Origin of the sequence: Mesorhizobium sp. LSHC420B00, from assembly GCF_000503055.1 — a bacterium.
Lineage (GTDB): Bacteria > Pseudomonadota > Alphaproteobacteria > Rhizobiales > Rhizobiaceae > Mesorhizobium.
Genome location: NZ_AYVY01000018.1, coordinates 84757 through 109690, shown reverse-complemented (window position 1 = coordinate 109690; position 24934 = coordinate 84757). Strand labels below are relative to the sequence as shown.

General features: G+C 61.2%; 16 protein-coding genes and 2 pseudogenes. 10 read left to right on the top strand and 8 right to left on the bottom strand.

Translation table 11 applies throughout. The annotated features are described in order from the left end of the window. Positions 1 to 91 precede the first annotated feature (91 nt). Positions 92 to 1210: a glycosyltransferase family 4 protein gene (locus X760_RS62020; RefSeq protein ID WP_023720691.1), complete on the top strand. Its 1119-nt coding sequence runs from the start codon at positions 92 to 94 to the stop codon at positions 1208 to 1210. Here X760_RS62020 and asnB read toward each other — a convergent pair. After that, entirely contained in the window at positions 1184 to 3109 is a 1926-nt protein-coding gene (asnB, locus tag X760_RS62015; protein ID WP_051409709.1) for an asparagine synthase (glutamine-hydrolyzing), read from the bottom strand. The two genes, X760_RS62020 and asnB, sit on opposite strands and share 27 nt — an antisense overlap. Before the next feature lie 174 nt (positions 3110 to 3283). Next, positions 3284 to 4525 (bottom strand): cellulase family glycosylhydrolase, encoded by a 1242-nt coding sequence (locus X760_RS62010; RefSeq protein WP_023720689.1) that lies wholly within the window; start codon positions 4523 to 4525, stop codon positions 3284 to 3286. A gap of 115 nt (positions 4526 to 4640) precedes the next feature. On the opposite strand from X760_RS62010, the gene X760_RS62005 reads away from it, so the two are divergent. The 3 genes from X760_RS62005 to X760_RS61995 all read left to right on the top strand — a co-directional run bounded on the left by X760_RS62005 (position 4641) and on the right by X760_RS61995 (position 8963). Continuing rightward, positions 4641 to 6569: a heparinase II/III-family protein gene (locus X760_RS62005; RefSeq protein ID WP_031194489.1), complete on the top strand. Its 1929-nt coding sequence runs from the start codon at positions 4641 to 4643 to the stop codon at positions 6567 to 6569. Between the two features lie 199 nt (positions 6570 to 6768). Next, positions 6769 to 7764 (top strand): sterol desaturase family protein, encoded by a 996-nt coding sequence (locus X760_RS62000; protein ID WP_023720687.1) that lies wholly within the window; start codon positions 6769 to 6771, stop codon positions 7762 to 7764. Then, positions 7761 to 8963: a GNAT family N-acetyltransferase gene (locus X760_RS61995; RefSeq protein WP_023720686.1), complete on the top strand. Its 1203-nt coding sequence runs from the start codon at positions 7761 to 7763 to the stop codon at positions 8961 to 8963. Before X760_RS62000 ends, X760_RS61995 begins: the two co-directional genes overlap by 4 nt. A gap of 355 nt (positions 8964 to 9318) precedes the next feature. On the opposite strand, the pseudogene X760_RS76540 reads toward X760_RS61995, so the two are convergent. The 5 genes and pseudogenes from X760_RS76540 to X760_RS61970 all read right to left on the bottom strand — a co-directional run. Beyond that, a pseudogene (locus X760_RS76540) lies at positions 9319 to 9533 on the bottom strand (UBP-type zinc finger domain-containing protein); the annotation flags it as partial. Then, a pseudogene (locus tag X760_RS61985) lies at positions 9530 to 11230 on the bottom strand (FAD-dependent oxidoreductase). The pseudogenes X760_RS61985 and X760_RS76540, both read right to left, overlap by 4 nt. A gap of 318 nt (positions 11231 to 11548) precedes the next feature. After that, positions 11549 to 12475, bottom strand: a complete 927-nt coding sequence (locus tag X760_RS61980) for an NADP-dependent oxidoreductase (protein WP_245278648.1) — start codon at positions 12473 to 12475, stop codon at positions 11549 to 11551. Positions 12476 to 12588: 113 nt separating this feature from the next. Next, positions 12589 to 13026, bottom strand: coding sequence for a CBS domain-containing protein (locus tag X760_RS61975; RefSeq protein ID WP_023720681.1), 438 nt, complete (start codon positions 13024 to 13026; stop codon positions 12589 to 12591). Positions 13027 to 13524: 498 nt separating this feature from the next. After that, positions 13525 to 14322 carry an AraC family transcriptional regulator gene (locus tag X760_RS61970; protein ID WP_084642854.1) on the bottom strand — a complete coding sequence of 266 codons (798 nt, stop codon included), beginning with the start codon at positions 14320 to 14322 and terminating at the stop codon, positions 13525 to 13527. A gap of 277 nt (positions 14323 to 14599) precedes the next feature. On the opposite strand from X760_RS61970, the gene X760_RS61965 reads away from it, so the two are divergent. The 6 genes from X760_RS61965 to X760_RS61940 all read left to right on the top strand — a co-directional run bounded on the left by X760_RS61965 (position 14600) and on the right by X760_RS61940 (position 23588). Then, positions 14600 to 16066 (top strand): alpha-glucosidase/alpha-galactosidase, encoded by a 1467-nt coding sequence (locus X760_RS61965; protein WP_023720679.1) that lies wholly within the window; start codon positions 14600 to 14602, stop codon positions 16064 to 16066. Between the two features lie 122 nt (positions 16067 to 16188). Continuing rightward, entirely contained in the window at positions 16189 to 18273 is a 2085-nt protein-coding gene (locus X760_RS61960; protein WP_023720678.1) for an ABC transporter substrate-binding protein, read from the top strand. 104 nt (positions 18274 to 18377) lie between these two features. Continuing rightward, a complete protein-coding gene (locus X760_RS61955) occupies positions 18378 to 19385 on the top strand; it encodes an ABC transporter permease (protein ID WP_031194486.1) in 1008 nt (335 codons plus the stop codon). Between the two features lies 1 nt (position 19386). Further along, on the top strand, positions 19387 to 20520 hold the full coding sequence (locus tag X760_RS61950; protein ID WP_031194485.1) for an ABC transporter permease: 1134 nt from the start codon (positions 19387 to 19389) through the stop codon (positions 20518 to 20520). Positions 20521 to 20529: 9 nt separating this feature from the next. Then, positions 20530 to 22197 carry an ABC transporter ATP-binding protein gene (locus X760_RS61945; protein ID WP_031194484.1) on the top strand — a complete coding sequence of 556 codons (1668 nt, stop codon included), beginning with the start codon at positions 20530 to 20532 and terminating at the stop codon, positions 22195 to 22197. Positions 22198 to 22217: 20 nt separating this feature from the next. Further along, the gene (locus X760_RS61940; RefSeq protein WP_031194483.1) at positions 22218 to 23588 is read left to right on the top strand and encodes an alpha-glucosidase/alpha-galactosidase; all 1371 of its coding nucleotides are present in this window, start codon (positions 22218 to 22220) and stop codon (positions 23586 to 23588) included. 26 nt (positions 23589 to 23614) lie between these two features. Here X760_RS61940 and X760_RS61935 read toward each other — a convergent pair whose 3' ends face one another. Further along, the gene (locus X760_RS61935; RefSeq protein ID WP_023720673.1) at positions 23615 to 24817 is read right to left on the bottom strand and encodes an ROK family transcriptional regulator; all 1203 of its coding nucleotides are present in this window, start codon (positions 24815 to 24817) and stop codon (positions 23615 to 23617) included. Between the last annotated feature and the right edge of the window lie 117 nt (positions 24818 to 24934).

Below are 24934 nucleotides of genomic sequence, written 5' to 3'. Positions count from 1 at the left end.
CAGATTCAGTTTGAACTAAAAGATTTGCCGTAAACCTTATCGGGAACGTTTGCTTTGCAGTTACCCGGTCTGTGTTATTTAGAGTACCATCATGTTGCAGCGCCTCATATCCGATCGAAAAATACATGTCTTGGTCGCGACGCCGTCGGGCGTTTCGGGCCAGGGCGGCATCGACCGCATCATGGGGGCGCTGAAGCAGGAGTTCGAACGGCAAGAAGTCACCGACATCGATGTGCGCTTCCTTGCCAGTCGTGGCTCGGGGCATGTCGGACTTTCGATCTTCTATATGCTCGGCTTTTGCTTGCGGATGCTTAAAGCGCGTCTGGCTGGACGCGCCGATGTCGTTCATATCAACATCTCAGTCTCCGGCAGCACCTATCGCAAGATGGTGATCGCCGCCTGCGCACGGCTGCTGTCGATACCCTATGTCCTGCATTTGCACGGGGCGCAGTATCAGACATTCTGGAAAGACGATCACGGGTTCATAAGCCGCCGTATCAAAGCTCTGTTCGAGCATGCCGATCGGGTGATCGTTTTGGGCAGGCTTTGGCGCGATTTCGTCGCCAGCCGGGCGCCAGGCGCTGCCGGCAATATCGTGATCGTGCCCAATGCGACCGAAGTCCCGTCGCTGGCGCACGTCGGTGGCGGCGGCCACGTGCATATCCTGTTCCTGGGTCGTATCGGCGACCGCAAGGGCGTACCGCAATTGTTGGACGCGCTGCACCGCATGAACCCCGTCAAGAACTGGCGCGCCACGATTGCCGGCGATGGCGAAATCGATGCGGCACGGGCAAAATCGGCCGGGCTAGGGATCGCAGACCGGATCGCCTTTCCGGGTTGGGTGGGACCCGACGATGTCGCGTCGCTGATCTCTTTCGCGGATATTCTGGTTCTTCCCTCCTTCGCCGAAAACCTGCCTATGTCGGTGATCGAAGGCATGGCAGCCGGTTTGGCGGTGGTGGCAACCCCGGTTGGCGCGGTCGAAGACATAATTACCGACGGGCAATCCGGGCTGCTGGTGCCGCCAGGCGATGTTACTGCGTTGACCGATGCGCTGGGCCGCCTCGTGGAGAGCCCAGCACTGAGGGCGAGGCTTGGTGCCGGTGCCATGGCCGTGCATCGGGAACGGCTTGAACTCGCCCCGTTTGTCGGCGCAATCTGCGATGTCTGGCGGTCGGCGGCGTCAAGCCGTCAACCGGTCAAGCGCTGAGGCTGATGATCGCGGCGGCGCCTCAAGCCCGAATTCGCGGTGGAATATCTCCAAATTCAACAGCGCCCATATCAGCTTTTCGTGGTCTGCGGCACCTGTGGTGTGTTCCGAGACGATTTGATCAAGCTGTTTCGGGCTCAAATAGCTGCGAATGACGGAGTTAGGCGAGCAAAGGTGGTCGTGCACGTAGTTCCTCATCGACCCCCGAAACCATTCGGCGACGGGCACCTTGAATCCGATCTTGCGGCGGTTGAGAATTTCCTCCGGAAGTATGTTGGCCATGCTGCTGCGCAAGATCAGCTTACCCTTCCGCCAACCCACCTTGTAGCGATCGGGCAATTTGCTGACGAACGCAACCAGATCGCGATCGAGGAACGGCATTCTTCCTTCGATTGAACCGGCCATCATCATCCGGTCGCCTCGTTCCAGGAGATTGTCGGGCAACCACGATGTCTGATCGAAAAATAGCGCGCGGCGAAGATGGGATGCTGTCGCGCTTGAGGAAAACGGTAAGTTGTTGCGTCCATTGCGGCAATTGGCCGGCGCACCGATGAGGCGACTGTGTTCCTGCTCTGTCATGGCTCCAAACCAGGAGATCATCCGGGTGGCAAAGTCCCTTTCACCCGCGCTTCGGGCAAATGTATCGAACTTGGCCGATGCGCCAGGCATGGCACGTATCAAAGGGGCGAGGAGGTTGTTGTGGAGCAAGGCTGGAACGAGCGACCGGTAGATTCCAGCCAGTGACTCTGCGCGATGTTTGGGATACCCGCCGAGAACCTCGTCTGCCCCTTCACCTGTGAGCACCATCTTGACGTCCTGTGAGGCTCGCTCCGACATCAGGTAAATCGGAATGTCCGAACTTTGTGAAACGGGCGCCCCCAGATGGCGAATCAACTTCGGCAGGTGGTCAATCAGGTCGTCCGCTTCTATGACCAGTTCGCAATGATCGGTCTTGAAATGATCGGCGACGCGTCGGGCGAATGGAAGTTCACTATAGGCCGGTTCGCTGAAACCGACCGAAAATGTGCGAATGGGCTTGTCGCTGTGCTTGGTCATCAGGGCGACGATTGCTGACGAGTCGAGGCCTCCGGAGAGAAAGGCGCCGAAAGGTGCATCGCTGCGCATTCTGATCTCGACGGAATGGTCGAGCAGTTCCAGAAATCGTCGCTTGGCGGTTTCGTGGTCGATGTCCTCGGTCAGGTCCGTTTGATCTGGAGGCGTATAATAGCGCGTTTCCGTCACAGTCCCTTGCGACCAAACGGCATAGCTTCCGGGGTTGAGCTTGCGGATTTGTTTAAAAAGCGTGCGCGGTCCAGGCACGTAACGCCAGCGCAGGTACTCGTGCACAGCGTCCAAATCGAGTTGCTGCGCATTTGGCTGCGATGACAACAACGCGTTGATCTCTGAGGCAAAGGACAGCAGTTTTTCGCTCTGCATGAGGTAAAGGGGCTTTTTGCCGAACGGATCACGGGCGAGGATCAATTCGTGCCTCTGAGCATCCCAGAGCGCAAAAGCGAACATGCCGCTCAACCGTTCGAACATGGACAAGTGCCACTGATCATAAGCTCTGAGCAGCACCTCGGTATCGGAGCGCGTTCGAAAATGATGACCGAGGCCGATCAGTTCCTGGCGCAGCTCGATATAGTTGTATATTTCGCCGTTGAAAATTATTCTGAGATAGCCGTCCTCGATATGCATCGGCTGATTTGACTCTGGCGCTAAGTCAATAATCGCCAGGCGGCGATGGACCAATGCCAATTGTTCCTCGCCAGTATTCAAGTCCAAGAACTCGATGCCTTCGGCATCGGGACCGCGATGCCGCAATGCATTTGACATTCTGGCGGCCCGCTCTTGTGGGTTCTCGGCCCTTCGGCCGATCCACCCGGCAATTCCACACATTGTTTCCCCCTAGGCGCGCGTATTCCTCACTCCAGTACAACAAATGTATTAAACACTTCGTGGCTAACAGATCGAGCCGCGAGGGAAAAACTGCCACAGGCCGTTCTCGATCCAACCTGGCGTTGAGAGGATCGAAGTTGACGGCTGCTCATCCGCGACGAGAACTGACGGCAATTAGGGCAGGCCCAGTGCCTGCAGCATCTCCGGGTCGGGCACCGGGGGGCCATCGGGCCGGATGAGGCTCATCCCATAGCGATTGGAGAACTCCCAGACAGACCATGGGATCGCGAAGCGTTCGGCCTCTCGGCGCACCGCCTTGAGATAGCGCGAACGGTCGGCCTCGAAGGCGCCCATGCGGCCGTCCGCTGACATGAGAATAGCGCCGAATTCGCCCATGAAGAGCCGCCGGCTTGGAATGCCATGGCCTTCAGCCCAGTCGACGGCCTGACGAAAGCTCGTCTCGAGTTGGCTCTGCCCCCAGTTCTGCTCGAAATATTTCGCTACTGCTTCGCGCGCGGTGGCCATGTTCATCATCTGCTCGACCCTGCTCAAGCCGGCAGCTTCCATCCGCGCCCTAAGGGTTTCGGTCACCACTTCGGGTGTACTGCTGTCGGCAGGCCAGGGAAGTCCCGAAACAAAGCTGTTTGTGTCGTCGGGCCGCTGGTGGGTGAAGCTGTGCGGCTCATACATATGGAAGCTGTAATAGAGGTTTGGGTCATCAAAGCCGGGGCTGAGGTTGACCAGTCCGGCAATGCTGCCGCCGCAGGCGCCGGTCGCAACGATGGTGAGTTCGCTGCTGACCGCTCGAATGTCGTGGACGGTCCCCGCCATGATCCGCTGCCAGTCATCGCTGCCGCTTGGATCGCAAGGGTAATATGCTGGCTCGTTGTAAGGTTCGAGGGCGACTTTGTCGGTGCCTATCTTGACCAGCATGGCGGCGACCGCCACAACCATCTGGCGGTAGCCGGCAACGCCCTCGCTGTCGGCGCCGCCGTAGATCATCTCCATGCTGTAGTCCGGAACCTGAGTGACGCCATGCAGGTCGAAAACCACCTTGAGGCCGGTCGACGTGATCCGCTCGACGGCGGCGGCAAGTATGTCCAGCGCCTGCTGCCGCCTGGCGCCCTCGCTGGCAAGCAGAGGGCCGGGATCGACGCTCAGCCGGACGAAGTCGAAGCCCATCGATCGGATGTGGGCAAACACCTCCCCGGCCGGCCAATCGGTGAACGGCCTGCTTCCCGCAAGCCACTCCTTTTCGCTGCGATAGGGCGGCCAAACGTAGGTTCCGTCTTTCTCCACCGGCGACCAGTTGAGCCACTCATGCACGCCAACGCCGCGCTTGAGAGGGATGGGCGCTGCCTCGGCCGCCATAACCAAGGCGAGCACCCAGGCAACAACACACACCGCTTTTCTCATCGCTCTCTCCGCATGGTGCCGGAGATATTAACCGCAACGAACGGGAAAGAAGATTGCCGGCGCGCAGCTTTTCGACGGCATGGTATACAAGGACCGAAACGTTGACGGGGCGTGCATGAGAATCGGCTGGTACATCAACCGATTGCGCAGCATGGGACCGGCCGAGGTGTTGCACCGGCTGAGCGAGCAACGTCGAAGGATCGCGTCGCGCCGCCGCGATGATGGGTGGGAGCGCTATCCATCGCCGCAGTTGCACCCGGTGCTGCCGGGATTTCGCCACGCTGTGCTGGCAGCGACCGACGCTCAACGGCAAGCCATAGCGGCGGCCGCGCAAGAGACGCTTCAGGGCCGGTTTTCGGCACTCGGGCGGACATGGCCAAAGCGCGAGCCCGATGTTTTGTTTCCTGCTGAGCTTTGGCGTCTTGATCCGGTGACCGGCAGGCTTTGGCCTGGCTCCGAGGCTCATACTTTCGACATCGATTTTCGCCATGGCGGCGACCTTGGCGATATAAAATATGTCTGGGAAATCAACCGGCTGCAGCAATTGCCGCCACTGGCTGCACACCTGCTCCTCAGCGAGGACAATCGGTCCCGGAGGGCCATTGAGGTGGCAATCGGCAGTTGGCATTCCGCCAATCCGCCGTTCCGAGGCATTGGCTGGGCGTCCGGCATCGAGGTAGCGCTGCGAGCCATCAGCCTGATCGTCACCCTGGACCTCGTTGGCGACCGGCTTGACCCGACGACCCTGCGGAAAGCCGGTGAGATACTCGCGGCAAGCGCCTATTGGCTGCCGCGGTTTCCATCGCGATATTCCTCCGCCAACAACCATCTCGTCGCAGAATTGGCTGGCGAATATCTGGTCGGCCTGGCGCTCGGGGCCGAATCCGAAATCGCCCACGGCGCCCTCCTGAATGAGACGCACAAGCAGATACTCGCCGACGGCGCCGGTGCCGAGCAAACGCCGACCTACGCAGCTTTCAGCGCCGAACTCATCTTGCTGTGCGCCGCCGCGGCACGCCAGGCGGGAACGCCGTTTCCCCACGCTGTCGAAGCGCGTCTGGGTGCCTTCGCCAATTTCGTCGGCTGGCTGCCACTGAAAGCCGCCCGCTTCGGCGACGACGATGAGGGCCGCGTGCTGAAGCTGGGGGACGAGCCGAACTATATCCGATCCGTCGCGGCCGCCATCCAAAGCTTACTGGGGACGCCGGGCAACGCGCCGGGGCCCGACGACTTTCGTTCGCTTTTCTTTGGTGCGCCGTCGGGCCCGGCACCGGCGGTGCATGGCTTGCAGACATTCGCGCGAGGTGGGCTCTCCGTCTGGCGCGGAGCAATGAATGGCCGCGATGTCGAACTGACGTTCGACCATGGGCCGCTCGGCTATCTCTCGATAGCGGCGCACGGCCATGCCGACGCGCTGTCGCTCACCCTGTGCATCGACGGTGAGCCGGTGCTGGTCGATCCGGGCACCTGGCTCTACGGTTCGGGAGGCGCATGGCGCGACTGGTTCCGCTCCACGCCGGCGCACAACACGCTGAACATCGAGGGTAAAAACCAAAGCACCATCGCTGGGAATTTCAACTGGTCGCACAAGGCAGTTGCGACGCTGGTGGACAGCGAGCCTGGAACGCACTGGAGGCTGTGTGGCCGGCACGACGGCTATAGAAGCCGCTTCGGCGTCATGCATCAGCGCACTTTGGCGCGCCAGGCCGATGGCATCCTCATCACCGACCAACTGCTCAGCGGCAAGCATCAGTCCGAGATCGTCTTCCAACTGGCCGCCGGCCTCCATACCGACCGGCATGAAAACACGGTCACGGTGTTGCGCGGCGACGAGGCGCTATTGGCCATCCGCTTTCCTGATGCCGCGCTCGATATCCGCGCCGGCGGTGACATGCCGGGGCAAGGCGGTTGGGTTTCACTGCGTTTTGGCACCAGGCAGCAAGCCGAACGCCTCGCCTGGCACGGTGAAGTGGGCGAAGCTGGAATCCATATCCATCTTGCCCCAATTCACCCGCCGCAACGGCAAAAACCGGCGCCAACGTAGAGTTGCCGGGCGAGTTCCAGCCGTATTCGACATTAATTACGTTTGGACATTTAGCGGTTTCGTTACCGTTGATCTGCTAGTCTCGCATCATCCAGCCTGCTTTGCCCGCTGCGCCCGCAACAGCCACTGGTTGCAGGCGGCGTAGCAGGTGTGGCGGGGATTTCGTGCTTTGCAATTCGCCCCAGGAGCCGCTGCAACGATGTTTTCCGAATTTGCCAGAGCGATTGTGGAAAAGCTTTCGAACGTCAATCTGACCACGCTCGGCCTGCTTCTCCTCACCGCACTGGGCAGCGCGGTGATCGCCTACTGGCGAACTGCCGAACATAAGTCCCTCAGGGACTTTTTCGACTTCGCCTTCCCGGCGGAAGTCATCCTGCACCCGTCGGCGCGAGCCGACGCCCTGTTCTGGATCACGAAACGGGCGATGATGCCTTTCCTGCTCATTCCTGCCGGCGTCACCTTCGTCGTCGCGGTGGGCTACGGCACACGCGAGGCAATCGGCTGGCTCCTTAACATCCACGCGCCGCTTCTCGGCGGCCCGGCGGGACCGATGACGATCGTCATCTTCACCGCAACCATGCTGGTCGCCTATGATATTTCCTACTACCTCTACCACGTCGCCCAGCACCGCTTTCCGTTCCTGTGGGAATTGCACAAGGTGCATCATTCGGCCGAGGTGATGGTGGGGATCACCAAGGACCGGGTTCATCCGCTGGACGATCTGATGAACCGTATGTGGGATGGCGTCATCCCGGGCATCTGCTTCGGCATCTGGAGCCTCATTGCACTCGATCCGGTAGAGATCGCTATCTTCGGCATCAACGTCTACGTCATCCGCAACATCCTGATGATGGACTTTGTTCGCCATACGCATCTCAAGATATCGTTCGGCTCGTTGAACAACATCATCCTGTGTCCGCACTGGCACCAGGTGCATCACAGCATCGACCCGCGTCACTACGATAAGAATTTCGGCCTGCTTTTTTCGTTCTGGGATCGTCTGTTCGGAACGCAATTTGTCCCGGAGCCGGATGAAGACCTGAAATTTGGCCTGGTCGATCGCGATGTGCGCGATTACCAGTCGCTCTTTGGGCTCTACATCCTGCCGCTCAAGAAGATGGCAAGGCATGTCATGCGACTGTTTCACAGACGGCCCAATGTGGTCGCGCAGCCACAGGACAGTTCTCCTTCATGAACACCGCTGTTTCCATCGACGTCCTAGGCGCGGAGCGCCTGGAAATCGTCCGTTCGGCGGATCGCCTGGCTGCGGTCGAAGCCGCTTGGATGGAGCTTTGGCATCGTACCGACGGGCTGATCTTTCAAAGCCATGCCTGGATTTCGGCATGGTGGAGTACCGTACAACGCCGTGACCAGCGCGCGTTGCGGATCGGCCTGGTCTGGAAGGGCGAGAGACTCGTTGCTGTCGTTCCGCTGGCGATCGGCAGGCGCAGGGGGCTGCGGTTTCTCGAATGGGCGGCCGGCAGCTATACCGACTATGGGGATATTCTCGTTGCTCCGGAATGCTCGTTGTCGGCGTTGCAGGAGCTATGGAGCCAACTCTGCGATGCAGGCGGCTTCGATCTTGCCTTGATCAGTCGTCTCTCGCCGGATGCGGCGGCCCGCAAAATTTTCACGCCGGGAGCTTCCGGCGGCATCAGGCTTCGTCACTTTCACCGAACGGAAGTCAGCTATCGCGTTGCCGGACAATGGGAAAGCGGAGCGGCATGGTTGGCGGACCAGTCGAAAAAGACGCGCCAGAACTATCGGCGCGGCATCAAGGCGCTGGAAGAAACCGGAGAGGTGAGATTTCGCCTGCTTGCGCCCGACGAGCCGCTGCAACCGGTACTGGAGCGCCTCGCGGCCTTGAAGCGGAAATGGCTGACCGAGCGCATGCGTGAATCAGACCTCTTCGAAGAGGGCGTGCCGGTACTCGCCGCGCTCGTCGATGCGTTGGCGCGCGCCGGCGTGCTGCATATCTTCGTCCTCGAATGCAATGGCGTGATGGTCGCGGTGTCGATCAACTTCGTCCAGCACGACGTGATGATGGCCTTCGTGACGACGTTCGATCCGGATTTCGGCCGGGCGTCGCCGGGTGTGATCCTGTTGATGGATTACGTGCAGTGGTCGATCGATCACGGCTTGAGCACGGTCGATTTCCTCTGTGGCGCAGAGTCGTTCAAACACAAATTCTCAACGCAGGCGGTTACGCTGGAATCCGTCATCGGGACGCGCACGGCACAGGGCGCGCTTGCATCTCTTGCCGATCGTGTCCTCCAGACCGTCAGGCATATGCGCGAGCGGTCATCGGCNGCCGCTGCTCGACAGGCTGGCTTAGAGCGCCGCTGGGCCTTAAAAGCGCGTCGCATTCGATCGGCCTCATGCGACGCGCTTTAGATTCTTGTTTTATACATGTCGTTATCGCAAAATCGCTGCACACTTTTGCGCGACATGCTTTAGAACGGTTCATCGTTTCACGGAAACGCGGAACAGCTCCATCTTTTGTTTTGACGCAATTCCGGACGAAAACCGTTCACACTTTTCCTGGAATTGCTGTAGCGGCCCGCTCGCAAAAAGCTCAAATGAAGCGCGGTATCGGACCGTTTTGCGGCGTGGTGCGGTCGCCGAGGTCGAGGAAGATTTCGTCGATGTAGCACCATCCCCAACCTTCCGGCGGATCGTAGCCTTCGATGACAGGATGGCCGGTTGCCCGAAAATGCTTGGTAGATCGGAAGAGCACACGTCTGAACTNGGATCGTAGCCTTCGATGACAGGATGGCCGGTTGCCCGAAAATGCTTGGTGGCATGTCGGTTGGGCGAGTCGTCGCAGCAGCCGACATGGCCGCATGTGCGGCAGAGCCGCAGATGCACCCACTGCGAACCGCTCTTCAGGCATTCCTCGCAGCCGAGCGCGCTCGGTGTCACGTCGCGAATGTCCCCGGCGTGCCTGCATTCGTCTGCCATCATACGCTCCTGACCAGTTGTGGCGCCACGGCGAGACTGCCGTTTCGCGCGAGATATGCATGCAGCGCTGCAACCACCTGGGCGCCTTCGCCGACGGCAGCGGCGACGCGCTTGATCGAGCCGGAGCGCACGTCGCCGATGGCGAACACCCCGCCGCGGTTCGTCTCCAGCGCACCACGTTCCTGGCCAATGTCAGGCCCGGTGCGAACGAAGCCCTTCGCGTCCAACGCCACGCCGCATTGCGCCAGCCAGTCGGTGTTCGGATCGGCGCCGATGAACAGGAAGAGGTGGCGGATCGGACGTGCTGTCTCGGTGTCGCGGTTGCGCCAGCGCACTTTGCCAAGATTGCCGTCGTCGCCTTCCAGCGCCGTGATCTGGGTCTCAGCCAGCACCTCGATGTTCGGCTGTGCCCTGACGCGCTCCACCAGATAGCGCGACATGCTCGCATCCAGGCTGCTGCCGCGCGCCAGCAGCCATACCTTCTTCACATGCGCCGCCAGATAAACAGCAGCCTGGCCAGCCGAATTGCCGGCGCCGACCAGGGCCACCTCTTGCCCGGCGCAAAGCCGGGCTTCGATCGGCGAAGCCCAATAGTGCACGGAGGTTCCCTCGAATTGCGCCAGGTTTGCCATATCAAGGCGGCGATAGCGCGCTCCGCTGGCGATCACCACCGACCGTGCCCGCACGGTCTCCCCGCCGCCGACGGCGAGCGTGTAGTGGGCACCGGACGCGTCGCTTGCGCTGCCCAGCAGCTTCGCCTCGTCCGGTATCACCATTTCGACGCCGAATTTCTGCGCCTGATTGTAAGCGCGCGCCATCAGCGCCATTCCCGAAATGCCGGTCGGGAAGCCGAGATAGTTCTCGATNGATGCGCGAGGAGGCGCCCGCCTGTCCACCAAAGGCACGGCAATCGAGCACGATCGTCGACAGCCCTTCGGAAGCCGCATAGACGGCCGCCGCGAGGCCGGCTGGTCCGGCGCCGACAATGGCCACGTCGTACAGCTTGTCGGCGTCGATCGGCCTCACCAGGCCGATGCAGCGGGCGAGCTCGTTCTCTCCGGGATTGAGCAGCAGCTTGCCGTTCGGGCAGAGCACGATCGGCAAATGGTGGATATCGACATGGAAGCGTTCGATCAGCGTCTTGGCGCAGGGATCGGTAGCGGAATCGAGAACCCGATGCGGCTGACCGCTGNGCTGCGGGCTAGGAAACCTTGCAGCCGCAATACGTCACCGCTGTCGACCGGTCCGACAATGATCGGTCCGGCTGTGCCGCTCTCGAGCAGGCCGACACGGCGCAGGATCAGCGCCCGCATGATGCGCTCGCCGAGGTTTGCTTCCTGTACCATCAGGTCCCGCAGCCTTTGCGAGGCGATGACGAGCGCCTCGACCGGCTCGACCGCCTCCACATCCACCAGTGAGGGCCGGGCTGAAAGCTGCGCCAGCTCGCCGACGAAATTGCCCGCACCGTGCGTGACGATCGTTTCGCGCCGGCCGAAGCTGCCGCCCTGGATTATATCCACTTTGCCGGACAGGACCACGATCAGACCGGGCGCCAGCTCACCGGCTTTGACGATCTGTTCGCCTGCAGCATAGGACACGGCTTCGCCGAAACGGCCCATGCGGTCCAGGTCAGGTTCAGCCAGCGCGGGAAACATCTGATCGCGACGGGCAATGGAGATCGGATTGGCAGATTGAGACATGGTTCGAGCCTATCGCCGCTGTCCGACAGATTGAAGCGGTTTTTTGCGGCTTGCGGGCCGTAGGAACCTAACCCGCCTGTCGGTAAACGCTGCGCCCCTTCGCTTCGCATTTCACTGACAGCGGGCCGTGCGCCGGTGCCGTCGCGAGGTGCCTCACATTCCGTTGCATCTCCCTGATTTGTTTGATTTGCGTATTCCGGCAAACCCGACGCATGCTGCTTCGGCCGGCGCCTGTCTAAGCCGGCCAGGCCCGGCGCGCCGTCCTGTGTCAAACTCTCGGCCGCCGGGCTTCTGAACAGGAGAAACGGCCTGCGTCCGCTAGGCGGCTACCTGAAGCACGATCTTGCCGCGCGTATGCTGCTTCTCGAGCCGTTCCTCGGCTTTGGCGACGTCCTCGAGAGGATAGATTGCCTGCACGAACGGCCTGACCTTCCCGGCGTCGATGAGGCGGCTGATTTCGGCAAGCTGTGCTGCGTTCGGCTTGGTCAGATAGGAGACGCCGCGAGCCCGATGCTGGCGGGCCTTTTCCGCCGACGGTTCGGAAAGCGTTGAGACGAGCGTGCCGCCGGGTTTGAGCACGTCCCACGAGCGGTCCTGTGTTTCACCTGCTACTAGGTCGAAGACGAGGTTGACGTCCTCGACAACCTCCTCGAAGCGCTGGTTCTTGTAGTCGACCGCCTGGTCGGCGCCAAGCGCGCGGACGAAATTGAAATCCTGCGCGGAAACGGTCGTCGCGACGAAGGCGCCCGCAACCTTTGCAAACTGCACCGCCAGATGACCGACGCCGCCGGCGCCACCATGGATGAGGACCCGCTGCCCGGATTTGAGGCCGCCGTGATCGAAAAGGCCTTGCCACGCGGTAAGGCCCGCAAGCGGCACGGCGGCGGCTTCGGCGTGGTTTAAGCGTTGCGGCTTCGCCGCCGCCTCCGTTGCCTTGACGACGACATATTCGGCGTTGCCGCCGCGGTCGTTGCCGAGCATGGCATATAGCGGATCGCCCTTCTTCAGCGTATGGGCCCGCGTGCCGCACAATTCCACCACGCCGGATACGTCACGGCCGAGCGTGACGGGCAGATCCGCGCCCGAAGAGCCCTCGCGAACCTTGTAGTCGACGGGATTGACGCTTGCCGCGTAGACCTTGAGCGTGACCTCGTCGTCATGCGGCTGAGGCAACGGAACCGCGTCCAGCGAAAGAGCCTCCGGTCCACCAAAATCGTGGATACGGACGGCCTTCATGGTAATCATGGCTTGCTCCTCGTCGGTTTGCGGTCCAGTTCGCCTCTGAACAGTTTCACCGGCAGGCTGGCGTCTATCCGGCCGGCGGTTCGGTCGTGGCAAGGCCGGTCGACGGTGCGCCGTCAGTGTATCGTTTGCGAATGCTCGCCGCCGGGTTGCGAGATGCCGCTTAGCGCTTCACCGGCTGTCGCCGTCTCGCTGTTGGTGGCGAGGTCGCCCAGCGAAACGATGCCGACCAGGCGCTTGTCGCGATTAAGCACCGGCAACCGGCGCACTTTCAGATCAGCCATGTTGCGCAGAACATCCTCCGCGTCTTCGTCGTCGAAGCAATACCTGACCTCGGTGCTCATCACTTCCCGTACCTTGGCGTCAGGTGTCTTGCCTTGGGCGACGCCGCGGATTGCGATGTCGCGATCGGTTATCATGCCGACGAGCCGGTCGTTCTCGCCCACCGGCATCGCGCCGGCGTCGAGGCGACCCATCATTTCTGCCGCATCACGTAGGGTTTGCTGCGGACTGGCGATCTCGACGTCCTTTGTCATGCAGTTGCCAACTTTCATTTTAACCTCCGTTGGTTGCAGGCCCTGCCGCCAATTCCGTGATGGAAGGGTGAATGAGCGCCAGCGCAAAACGTTCCATGGCAAGACCCGTTTCGAGCGCTCCGCCAAATCACCCTTGCCATCCTCCACTCCGACCGCCCTTCAGGCGGTCGGCCCGGGAAAAGTCGGTTCCGAAGGAATTTCGGAAGGGGTGCCAGGAGGAATCCCGATTGGCTCCTGGTCCGGCATTGGAATTGGATCCGGCGAGGGTGGGGGTACGCCTGGAGGTTCTCCCGGCGGAGTCTCCGGCGGGGCAGGCGGCCGGGCCGGCTCGGGATTGGGATTGTCCGGCAGTGGATTCGGGTTGTTCGGATCGGGATTGTCCATCGATCACTCCCCTGACATCTGTGGCCTGATCTCCGCTCAGAGTGGGTTGTCGCAGCGGCGATCAGGCTCTCTTGTCCTAAACCAAGGGGAAGCAAAAGCGTTCCCGATTCCGACGCCAAGCGCGGTGCGAATCTATCGGGCGGTTCCCAGGCTGGCATACATTCCGTTGGTGCGGAATTGCGTCGGGTTGATGCCGTAGAGGCGGCGGAAGACCTTCGAAAAATAATTGGCATCCTCGAAGCCGCACATGATGGCGACTTCCTTGACCGGCAGGAAATCGGCCTTCGTCAGCAACTTCGCCGCGCGCTGCAGTCGCTGCTGCAGCACGAATTCGGCGGGCGGAAGACCTTCACTCTCGGCGAAGCAGCGCGAGAAATGCGCGCGGCTCAGGCCGCTGATCTCGGCGAGATCGGCAACGCGGAGCGGCCTGTCGAGATTAGCCTTGATGTGATCGATGACCGGTTGCATGGCGCTCTTGTCGTCGGTGACGGCATGCGAGCCGAAGACATCGTCGTAGAGCGCCATGGCGGCTTCATAGGCGACAGCCGAGGCGGCTCCGGGCGAGACCGCGCCTGTGATCAGGCGTACGCTGCAATCCGCGAGATGATCGATCGTCGAGGGCTTCAGCCGAAGCACCGGACCGACGGCGGCAAGGATCGACTTGTGAATGCGCAGTGCCTCCTCGCCGTTCATCGATATCCAGAAGAATTCCCAGCGTTCGCCCCTGGCCAGCCAGTAACGGTGGTTGTGCGGCACGAGAACCAGCAACGTATCGCCCCTTTGCAGACGGTAGTTCCGGTTCTCGTAGCGCAATCGGCCGATGCCGCTGATCGTGTGCTGGAGCACGGTAAACGGCGTCTGGCCGCGCCTGCGCCCATCCCAGTCGTAGACCTCGTTCTCGCGCACTTCATAGCCCGTGCTTGTCGGCATGGTGTGCAGGCGCTGGCGGCCGCGCGGCAGCGATACCGTCCTGCCCGCCGGCCCGGCGTCGATCAAGTTCCGCAGCACAAAATTACCCCTAAAAGCATAATCCTTCTCTGGTCGCGTGCTGAATTAGGCGCATAATCCCTCGAGAAAAGCAAAAGAAACCGCGGTCAAAGAGCGGACGGGAGGAAGCGCCGGAGTCCAGCCTGCACGCCATGGGAGGCGGGCCAGGCCTGTTTTCGCCGCCTTTGCCCTAACATTCGATCAGGTCGAGGTGAGACTGATGAGTTTCAAGATCGCTATCATCGGTGCGGGAAGCGTCGGCTTCACCAAGAAGCTCTTCACCGACATTTTGTGCGTTCCTGAATTCAGGGATGTCGAATTCGCGCTGACCGATCTCAGCGAGCGCAATCTCCAGATGATCAAGTCGATCCTCGACAGGGTCGTCGAATTCAACAGGCTGCCGACCAGGGTTACAGCAACGACCGACCGCCGTGCTGCCCTCGAGGGTGCCCGCTACGTCATCAGCTGCGTTCGCGTCGGCGGTCTCGAAGCCTATGCCGACGACATCCGCATTCCGCTGAAGTATGGCATCGACCAATGCGTCGGCGACACGATTTGCGCCGGCGGCATCCTCTACGGCCAGCGCAACATTCCGGTGATCCTCGATTTCTGCAAGGATATCCTCGAAGTCGCCGAGCCTGGGGCGAAATTCCTGAACTATGCCAACCCGATGGCCATGAACACCTGGGCGGCGATCGAATATGGCAAGGTCGATACCGTCGGCCTCTGCCACGGCGTCCAGCACGGCGCCGACCAGATCGCCGAAGTGCTCGGCGCCAAGTCGCGCACCGAACTCGATTACATCTGCTCCGGCATCAATCACCAGACCTGGTTCATCGACCTGCGTCTCAACGGCCGCAAGATCGGTAAGGACGAGCTGGTTGCCGCCTTCGAGGCGCATCCGGTCTATTCGCAACAGGAAAAGCTGCGCATCGACGTCCTGAAGCGGTTCGGCGTCTATTCGACCGAAAGCAACGGCCATCTTTCCGAATACCTGCCCTGGTACCGCAAGCGGCCGGACGAAATCACCCGCTGGATCGACATGTCCGACTGGATCCACGGCGAGACCGGCGGCTACCTTCGTTATTCGACCGAAACGCGCAACTGGTTCGAAACCGAATTCCCGCAATTTCTGGAATCCGCCGCGAGGCCGATCGATCCTGCCAAGCGCTCCAACGAGCATGCCAGCCATATTCTCGAGGCGCTGGAGACGAACCGCGTTTATCGCGGTCATTTCAACGTCAAGAACAATGGCATCATCGCCAACCTGCCGCAGGATGCGATCGTCGAGTCGCCCGGCTTCGTCGATCGCTTCGGTATCAACATGGTGGCCGGCATCACGCTGCCGGAGGGCTGCGCCGCCACTTGCATTTCCTCGATCAACGTCCAGCGCATGTCGGTTCATGCGGCAATCTCCGGCGATATCGACCTGCTGAAGCTCGCGGTCCTGCACGACCCACTGGTCGGCGCGGTTTCGACCCCGGAAGAGGTTTGGCAAATGGTGGACGAGATGGTCGTCGCCCAGGCCCGCTGGCTGCCGCAATATGCCGATGCGGTGCCGGCCGCGAAGGAACGGCTTTCGAAATCCAGGGTCAAGACCCGAGAATGGGCCGGTGCGGCACGGCGCGACGTCCGTTCGATCGAGGAATTGCGTGCGGAAAAAACGGCTCTCAAGCAGGCCGTCTGAATTTCATCGGGACGGATTGCGGTAAAGTTTCGGAGGGATTTTCGGCGCCGCACCGTCTGCATAGCGTTCGAGGAGAAATGGAGCGGCGTCAACGCGCTCCTGAACAACAGGGAGGAGAGACGATGAGGAATTTTCGAAACATTGGCATTCTCGCAGGGCTGGCGCTTGGCGTCTCGGCCTCGGCGCTGAGCGCATATGCATCCGAGCCGACCGTGCCGCCGGTGCCCGCGCAATTTCCCGCCGAGGGAAAGATCAAATATGTCGCGCGCGACTCCATCCTGGAGTTCAAGGCACTTCCAGAATACCACGAACCCGATTGGGTCACCGACAAATACGTCAAGCCAGGCAAGCTGCCGCCGGTCAAGGACCGGCTCCCGAAGGAGCCGCTGGTCTTCAAGACCGGCAACATGCCGGACGGCGTCGGCGTCTACGGTGACACGATGCGCCATGTCATCGGCGGCCGGCCGGAGGGCTGGAACTACGGCGCGGGGCAGACGCAAGGCTGGGGCGGCATCGACATCGGCCTCTCCGAATGCCTTACGCGAACGGCCCCGCTTTTCCAGGTCGAAGCCAAGGACACCGAGCCGCTGCCGAACCTCGCCAGGGGCTGGGACTGGTCGAAGGACGGCCACACGCTGACGATGCATCTGGTCGAGGGCGCGAAATGGTCGGACGGCGTTCCGTTCAACGCCGACGATGTGATGTTCTACTGGGACGACGAGGTGATCGACCCCAATGTCTCGCCGCTGAACGGCGCCACGCAGGAGACCTTCGGCGTCGGCACGACGCTGAAGAAAATCGACGACTACACCGTCGAGTGGACCTTCAAGGACGCCTTTCCGAAGCAACACCTCTACGCCATGGCTTACGGCAAGTTCTGCCCCGGACCGTCGCACATCCTCAAGCCGCAGCATCCGAAATACTCGAAGAACACTTACGAGCAGTTCAAGAACGCGTTCCCGCCGGAATATATGAACATGCCCGTGATGGGTGCCTGGGTGCCGGTGGCATACCGCCCCGACGACATCATCGTCATGCGCCGTAATCCGTACTATTGGAAGGTCGACGAGAAGGGCAACCAACTGCCGTATCTCAATGAACTGCACTACAAATTATCGACCTGGGCCGACCGCGACGTTCAGGCGGTGTCGGGGGCGGCCGACATCTCCAATCTGGAGCAGCCGGAGAATTTCGTCGCCTCGCTGAAGCGGGCGGCGCAAAAGGACGCGCCGGCCCGGCTTGCCTTCGGTCCGCGGCTGATCGGCTATAATCTGCGGATGAACTTCTCCGCCAACGGCTGGGGCAATCCCGACGAGCGTGGGCAGGCGGTTCGCGAGCTGAACCGCAACGAGGATTTCCGCAAGGGCGTTACCATGGCGCTCGACCGCAAGGCGCTCGGCGACTCGCTGGTCAAGGGTCCGTTCACCGCCATCTATCCGGGCGGCTTCTCCTCGGGTACGAGCTTCTACGACCGGAAGTCGACGGTCTACTACCCCTTCGATCTCGAAGGCGCCAAGGCGGAACTCGCCAAGGCAGGCCTGAAGGACAGCGACGGCGACGGCTTCGTCAATTTTCCTGCCGGCACCGCCGGCGGAAAGAATGTCGAGATCGTGATGCTCGTCAACAATGACTACACCACCGACAAGAGCCTCGCGGAGGGCGTCGTCGGCCAGATGGAGAGGCTAGGTCTTCGCGTTGTCCTGAACGGGTTGAACGGCGTCCAGCGCGACGCGTCCATGTATTCTGGCCGTTTCGATTGGATGGTCAGGCGCAATGATGAGGAGCTCACCTCGGTCGTACAGAACACCGAGCAACTGGCGCCGATCGGCCCACGCACAAGCTGGAACCATCGCGCTCCGGAAAACGGCCAGGTCGATCTGATGCCGTTCGAGAAGGACCTCGTGGACATCGTCAACAAGTTCGTCTCGGCGCAGGACAACGACGAGCGCGCCAGCCTGATGAAGCAGTTCCAGAAGATCTCGACGCAACACGTCTATACCGTCGGGCTGACCGAATATCCCGGCGCGCTGATCATCAACAACCGCTTCTCCAATATCCCGCAGGGAACGCCGATCTTCATGTTCAACTGGGCCGAAGATTCGATCATTCGTGAAAGGGTCTGGGTCGCTGTCGACAAGCAGCAGAAATATGAACTGTTCCCCGAACAGCTTCCCGGAAAGCCCGGCGACAAGGGTCCGACGAACTGAGTTTCCTCCCCTGACTTGAAAATTCCCGGCCGCGCTGCTGGCGCGGCCGGGACAAAGCCAGCGGCAAGGGGATAACTGAAACCGAGCGAGGAGAGAAACGGCCGATGCTGCGATTTCTGCTTATGCGCATAGCATCCGCATTACCGGTTCTCGCCATTTTGAGCGTGGTTACCTTCGCGATCATCCAGGCCCCGCCGGGCAACTATGCCGACTACATCCGCTTGCAGCTCATCAACCAGGGTGGAGCCTCCTTTGCCGAGGCCGATGCGCAGGCGAAGGCTTATAGCGTGGAGCATGGCCTCGATAAGCCGGTTCCGCTCCAATACCTGAACTGGATCGCCGGCATCGTCACCCGCGGCGACTTCGGCTACAGCCTGTATTACAACAAGCCCGTCGCCGACGTGGTGGGCGAGCGGCTGCCGCGCACGCTGCTGCTTGCGCTTGTCTGCCATCTCTTGGCTTCGGTGCTGGGCATCGGCTTTGGCATCTGGGCGGCGACCAGACAGTACAGCTGGATCGACAGTACGCTGTCAGCGATTTCCTTCCTCGGCATGACGGTGCCGCGCTTCCTGATGGCCCTGATCATCGTCTACCTGCTGGTCTTCCAGTTCAATGTGTCCGAGATCGGCAGCTTCTTTTCGCCGCAATTTGGCGGGGCCCCGTGGTCCTGGGCGAAGTTCGTCGATCTCGTCCGGCATGTCTGGCCGGTTGTCGCCATCGCCACCTTTGGCGGGCTCGCCTACAACATGCGGGTGATGCGCGGCAATTTGCTCGACACGCTGAACGCGCAATATGTCGAAACCGCTCGCGCCAAGGGTCTCAGCGGTGGTGCGGTCGTGATGCGCCATGCGGTGCCCAATGCGCTGCATCCGCTGGTCATGTATCAGGGCGTGGTGCTGCCCTATATGCTGACCGGCGAGATCGAGACTGCGATCATCTTTGCCCTGCCGACCGTCGGCCCGGCGATCGTCGGTTCGATGGCGGTTGGCGACGTCTATGTCACGGCGACCTTCATGATGGTGCTGTCGGCGACGCTGATCGTCGGCAACATCATCGCCGACATGCTGCTCGTCATGCTCGATCCGCGTGTGCGCCAATATGCAGGGTCCTGAGATGCTTGTGTTCGAGCCCTCGCTGCCGCCACTTGCCGAGGAGCCGGCCAAGATCAAGCCGCGCGGCAATGAGAGCTACATCGCACTCGTCTGGCGCCGCCTGAAACGGTCCTGGACCGGCATGGCCGGGCTCATCCTGGTCGCGTTTCTGGTGCTGCTGGCGGTGTTTGCCGACTTCTTCGCACCGATGGATCCCAAGGTGACCGATGTCGGCTTCGCCCCGCCGCAGATGATGAGCTTCCATGACAAGGACGGCAACTTCGTCTTCCAGCCACGCGTCTATGCCCTGGCGGATTCGGAAGACCTCGACCCGGTTACCTTCCAACCCGTCGTCGGGCCGGACTACGACCATCCGCGGCTGCTCGGCTTCTTCGTCAAGGGAGCGGAGTACAGACTGCTCGGCCTGCTTCCCGCGAACCGGCACTTCTTCGGCTCGACCGACGGCCAGCCGGTGCACTTCCTTGGCACCGACAAATTCGGCCGCGATGTGCTGGCTCGTGCGATTTACGGTTCGCGCATCTCGTTGATGATCGCATTGACCGTGGTTTTCATCGTCACCGTGATCGGCACGACGGTCGGCATGGTGTCGGGTTATTTCGGCGGCACATTCGATGTCTGGGTCCAGCGCTTCGTCGAACTGGTGCTCGCATTTCCGCAATTGCCGCTTTATCTGGCGCTAACGTCGCTGGTTCCGGTGACGGCGCCGACAAATGTCTTCCTGGCCTTCGTGATCGTCGTCATGTCGGCGCTTGGCTGGGCGCAGATGTCGCGCGAGGTGCGCGGCAAGACCCTGGCGCTGGCGCGAATCGACTACGTCCGTGCGGCGATGGCGGTCGGCGCCACGGATGGCCGCATCATCATGCAGCACATTTTCCCAAACGTGATGAGCCACGTGATCGTTGCCGTCACATTGGCGATCCCCAGTGTCGTCCTGCTCGAATCCTTCCTCGGTTTTCTCGGCTTCGCGGTGAAGCCGCCACTGATCTCCTGGGGGCTGATGCTGCAAGACACCGCCACCTATTCGGTCATTGGCACCTATCCCTGGATCCTCTCGCCGGTCGGCTTCGTGCTTGTCACCGTCTTCGCGTTCAACGCGCTTGGCGACGGACTGCGCGATGCAGTCGATCCTTATTGACGTGACATGATGCAACACGCGCTCGTCAAATCTTTCGCACCGCCTGTCCGGCTCGACCATGATGGACGTTCGGAAAACCCGGTCATCGATGCCCGCAACATCGCCGTCGATTTCAAGGTCGAGCACGGCATGGTGGAAGCGGTCAAGGACATCTCCTTCCAGCTCTATCGCGGCGAGACGATCGCCATTGTCGGCGAGTCCGGATCGGGCAAGTCGGTGACGGCGCGCACCGTCATGGGACTGTTGTCGAAGCGTGCGGTCGTGTCGCCGAAATCGACCGTCGAATACAATGGGGCGAACATCCTGAAATTTTCCGAGCGTGCCCGGCGCAAACTGCGCGGCGACCGCATCTCGATGATCTTCCAGGAGCCGATGAGTTCGCTCAACCCGATCTACACGATCGGCAGCCAGATCGTCGAGGCGATACGGGTGCATCGCAAGATGAGCCGCAGGCAGGCCGAGGCAAGGGCGCTCGAGCTGCTGCAGCAGGTGCAAATTCCTGAGCCCCAGGCGCGGCTGAAGCAGTATCCGCACCAGCTTTCCGGCGGTCAGCGCCAGCGTGTGATGATCGCCATGGCGCTGGCCAACGATCCGGACGTGCTGATCGCCGATGAGCCGACGACGGCGCTCGACGTGACGGTTCAGGCGCAAATCCTCAATCTCATCCGCAACCTGCAGAAGAAACTGCGCATGGCGGTGATCCTGATCACGCACGACCTGACCGTGGTGCGGCAGTTCTCCGACTATGTCTACGTCATGCAGCATGGGGAGATGCGCGAGCACAATGTGACGGAGAAGCTGTTCGCCAATCCGCAGCATCCCTACACAGGCCACCTGCTTGCCTCCGAGCCGCGCGGCCAGGCAAATCCGTTGCCGGAAGGCGCCGACGTCATTCTTGAGGCCAAGGGTGTGCGCGTCTCCTTCATGCTGCGGCACGGCACGTTCATGAAGCCGGATCTGCGCGAACTTGTCGCCGTCGACAGCCTCAGCCTGACCCTCCGGCGGCACGAGACGCTGGGCCTCGTCGGCGAATCCGGATCGGGCAAGACCACGTTCGGCGAGGCGTTGCTCAGGCTCAACACCACGGACAGCGGCGAGATCTATTTCGATGGCCAGCCGATCCATGGCTGTTCGCGGGCGCAGATGCGGCCGCTGCGGTCGCGCATGCAGGTCGTCTTCCAGGACCCGTTCTCGTCGCTCAACCCGCGCATGACGATCGGCCAGATCATCGAGGAAGGGCTTGTCGTCAACCGCATCGGCGCCACGAGGAACGATCGGATCGAGCGGGTGCGCGAGGCACTGATCAGCGCCGGCATGCCGGGCGATATCCTGTCGCGCTTCCCGCACGAGTTTTCCGGCGGCCAGCGCCAGCGTATTGCGATTGCCCGCGCCGTCGCGCTCGAACCGGAATTCATCGTACTCGACGAGCCGACATCGGCGCTGGATCTCTCGGTCCAGGCGCAGATCATCGAACTGCTGCGCAAGCTGCAGCGCGAACGGGGCCTGAGCTACATCTTCATCTCGCACGATCTCAAAGTCGTGCGGGCGCTGTGCCATCGCGTCATCGTCATGCAGCACGGCCGGATCGTCGAAGAGGGGCCTGTCGACGAAGTCCTGTCCCATCCCAAAACCGCTTATACCGAACGGCTGGTCAAAGCCGCTTTCGAGGTAGCCTGATTGTTATGCCGGAGGTTATTGTGGCAAGAAATCCCAAGGTCGCTTTCATCGGAGCTGGCTCGACGGTGTTCATGAGGAACATCGTTGGTGACATATTGCAGCGTCCGGCTTTATCCGGCGCGACGATCGCACTGATGGACATCAATCCGCAAAGACTTGAAGAAAGTGCAATCGTCGTTGGCAAGTTGATCTCGACGCTTGGCGTAAAGGCCAAAGCCGAAACCTATTCGGACCAGCGCAAGGCGCTGGCGGGCGCCGATTTCGTCGTCGTCGCCTTCCAGATCGGCGGCTACGAGCCCTGCACGGTCACCGACTTCGAAGTTCCGAAGAAATACGGGCTGCGCCAGACCATCGCCGATACGCTCGGCGTCGGCGGCATCATGCGAGGCTTGAGAACCGTGCCGCATCTGTGGAAGATCTGCGAAGACATGCTCGCGGTCTGCCCGCAGGCTATCATGCTGCAATATGTCAACCCGATGGCGATCAACACCTGGGCGATCGCGGAGAAATACCCCGACATCAAGCAGGTCGGCCTCTGCCATTCGGTGCAAGGCACGGCAATGGAGCTGGCGCATGATCTCGACATTCCCTACGAGGAGATTCGCTATCGCTCGGCCGGCATCAATCACATGGCCTTCTACCTGAAGTTCGAGCATCGCCAGCCGGACGGCACCTATCGCAACCTCTATCCGGATCTGCTGCGCGCCTATAGCGAAGGGCGGGCGCCGAAGCCGGGGTGGAACCCGCGCTGCCCGAACAAGGTGCGCTACGAGATGCTGAAGCGCCTCGGTTACTTCGTCACTGAAAGCTCCGAACATTTCGCGGAATACACGCCCTATTTCATCAAGGACGGGCGCGAAGATCTGATCGAGAAATTCGGTATCCCGCTCGACGAGTATCCGAAGCGCTGCATCGAGCAGATCGAACGCTGGAAGGGGCAAGCGGAAGCCTATCGCTCGGCTGACAAGATCGAAGTGGAGCAGTCGAAGGAATATGCGTCCTCGATCATGAATTCGGTCTGGACCGGCGAGCCGTCGGTGATCTACGGCAATGTCCGCAACAATGGCTGCATCACGTCATTGCCATATAATTGCGCGGCCGAGGTGCCGTGCCTCGTCGACGCCTCCGGCATTCAACCCACCTTCATCGGCGACCTGCCGGTGCAGCTTACTGCGCTAATCCGCACCAATATCAACGTCCAGGAGCTGACGGTCCAGGCGCTGATGACCGAGAACCGCGAGCACATCTATCACGCGGCGATGATGGACCCGCACACGGCGGCTGAGCTCGACCTCGACCAGATATGGTCGCTGGTCGATGATTTGCTGGTTGCGCATGGCGATTGGCTGCCGGCCTGGACGCGCGGAGCGCGCAGCGTTCGGGCGGCCTGAGGCGCAGGGCTGTCTATTTCACTCGCCTATGCCGACCATAAAGCCCGCTTTGAAAGCGGCGCGGCGTTGCCGGCCGATGTCTCGAAATCGAAGAGCTTCTGCGTCACCAGTGCAGCCGCCCCTCTTGCCCAGGAATTGTCCTCCCAGTCCAGCAGCATTGGCGGTGCTTGTCGAAAGGTGTTTTGCCCGAGCATCACCCGCATCGGGCCAAACAGCGCGTCGCCAAACGATACCGCTTCACCGCCGACAACAATGACCTCCGGGTCGGTGATGTTGACAAGATTGGCGAGATGCCGGCCGATGCCACGTCCGGCTTCTTCGAGAATGGCGACGGCTCGCGGTTCGCGGTCTGCCAAGGCTTCCATAAGGGTCGCTTTGCAATCCGCTTCGTCGTGCCCGGTGGCTTCGCGCCATGTGCGCAGGATCGCCGGCTCGGCGTAATAGGCCATCAGGCAGCCGCGTTTTCCGCACTCGCAAAGGCGGCCGTTCTCCTCATAGGAGGTGTGACCGAATTTGCCGGCAGCACCGTTCGCACCGCGATAGAGTTTGCCTTCGAAGACGAGCGCACAGCCGATCCCGACGCCGATCGCCAGCACCGCCATATTGCGGTGCTGGCGTCCGAGGCCGAAGAGTTGCTGGGCAATGGCGTAGGCATTGGTGTCGTCCTCAAGCCACACGGGGACGTCCACCCGTTCGGCCAGCATCGGGCCAAGGGGAACGTTGTCCCAGTTATAGCGATTGCTGCGGATACACACGGCCTTCTGGTTGTCTATAACGCCAGGCATTGAAACGCCGATCCCGGCAAGCTTGGCGCCGGGCCGATCGACAATCGCAATCAGCTCCGGCACCGCCTTGGCCAACGCCTTTGTAATACGGTCGGGATCGCTGTCCGAGAGCTTGACGCGCATGGAACCCAGCGGATTGGTCGCAAGATCGGTGACCACGCATTCGACCGACCCGACCATCAGCTTGAAACCTATGGCGAGGCCGTTTGCGTAGTTGATATCCACCGGGATAGGGCGGCGCCCGGCCGAGCCCACGACTGTCTTGCCCTCGATCAGCAGGCCATCCTCGATGAGGTCCGCCACGACGAAGGTGACGGCCGCCGGACTGAGGCCGGTAACGGACGCTATGTCGGCCCGGCTGCGCGGACCCTCCTGCCGCAAGAGATTGAGGATCAGTCTCCGGTTCATCGCCCGGGTCGTGCTCGGGTCACCCTTGAGCTTCACGGATTTATTCCTTAATTTTGTAAATTAATTATTGCCTCTCGATCAAACATATGCGTAAGTTTGCCCAACTGTTCAACACCCGAACCGGGGTTAACGAAAATAATCCGGTTCATACCG

Bases quoted from the DNA above. Each gene is read 5' to 3' on its own strand.
- X760_RS62020 (WP_023720691.1), top strand. From the start codon at position 92: ATGTTGCAGCGCCTCATATCCGATCGAAAAATACATGTCTTGGTCGCG.
- asnB (WP_051409709.1), bottom strand. From the start codon at position 3,109: ATGTGTGGAATTGCCGGGTGGATCGGCCGAAGGGCCGAGAACCCACAA.
- X760_RS62010 (WP_023720689.1), bottom strand. From the start codon at position 4,525: ATGAGAAAAGCGGTGTGTGTTGTTGCCTGGGTGCTCGCCTTGGTTATG.
- X760_RS62005 (WP_031194489.1), top strand. From the start codon at position 4,641: ATGAGAATCGGCTGGTACATCAACCGATTGCGCAGCATGGGACCGGCC.
- X760_RS62000 (WP_023720687.1), top strand. From the start codon at position 6,769: ATGTTTTCCGAATTTGCCAGAGCGATTGTGGAAAAGCTTTCGAACGTC.
- X760_RS61980 (WP_245278648.1), bottom strand. From the start codon at position 12,475: ATGATTACCATGAAGGCCGTCCGTATCCACGATTTTGGTGGACCGGAG.
- X760_RS61975 (WP_023720681.1), bottom strand. From the start codon at position 13,026: ATGAAAGTTGGCAACTGCATGACAAAGGACGTCGAGATCGCCAGTCCG.
- X760_RS61970 (WP_084642854.1), bottom strand. From the start codon at position 14,322: ATGCCGACAAGCACGGGCTATGAAGTGCGCGAGAACGAGGTCTACGAC.
- X760_RS61965 (WP_023720679.1), top strand. From the start codon at position 14,600: ATGAGTTTCAAGATCGCTATCATCGGTGCGGGAAGCGTCGGCTTCACC.
- X760_RS61960 (WP_023720678.1), top strand. From the start codon at position 16,189: ATGAGGAATTTTCGAAACATTGGCATTCTCGCAGGGCTGGCGCTTGGC.
- X760_RS61955 (WP_031194486.1), top strand. From the start codon at position 18,378: ATGCTGCGATTTCTGCTTATGCGCATAGCATCCGCATTACCGGTTCTC.
- X760_RS61950 (WP_031194485.1), top strand. From the start codon at position 19,387: ATGCTTGTGTTCGAGCCCTCGCTGCCGCCACTTGCCGAGGAGCCGGCC.
- X760_RS61945 (WP_031194484.1), top strand. From the start codon at position 20,530: ATGCAACACGCGCTCGTCAAATCTTTCGCACCGCCTGTCCGGCTCGAC.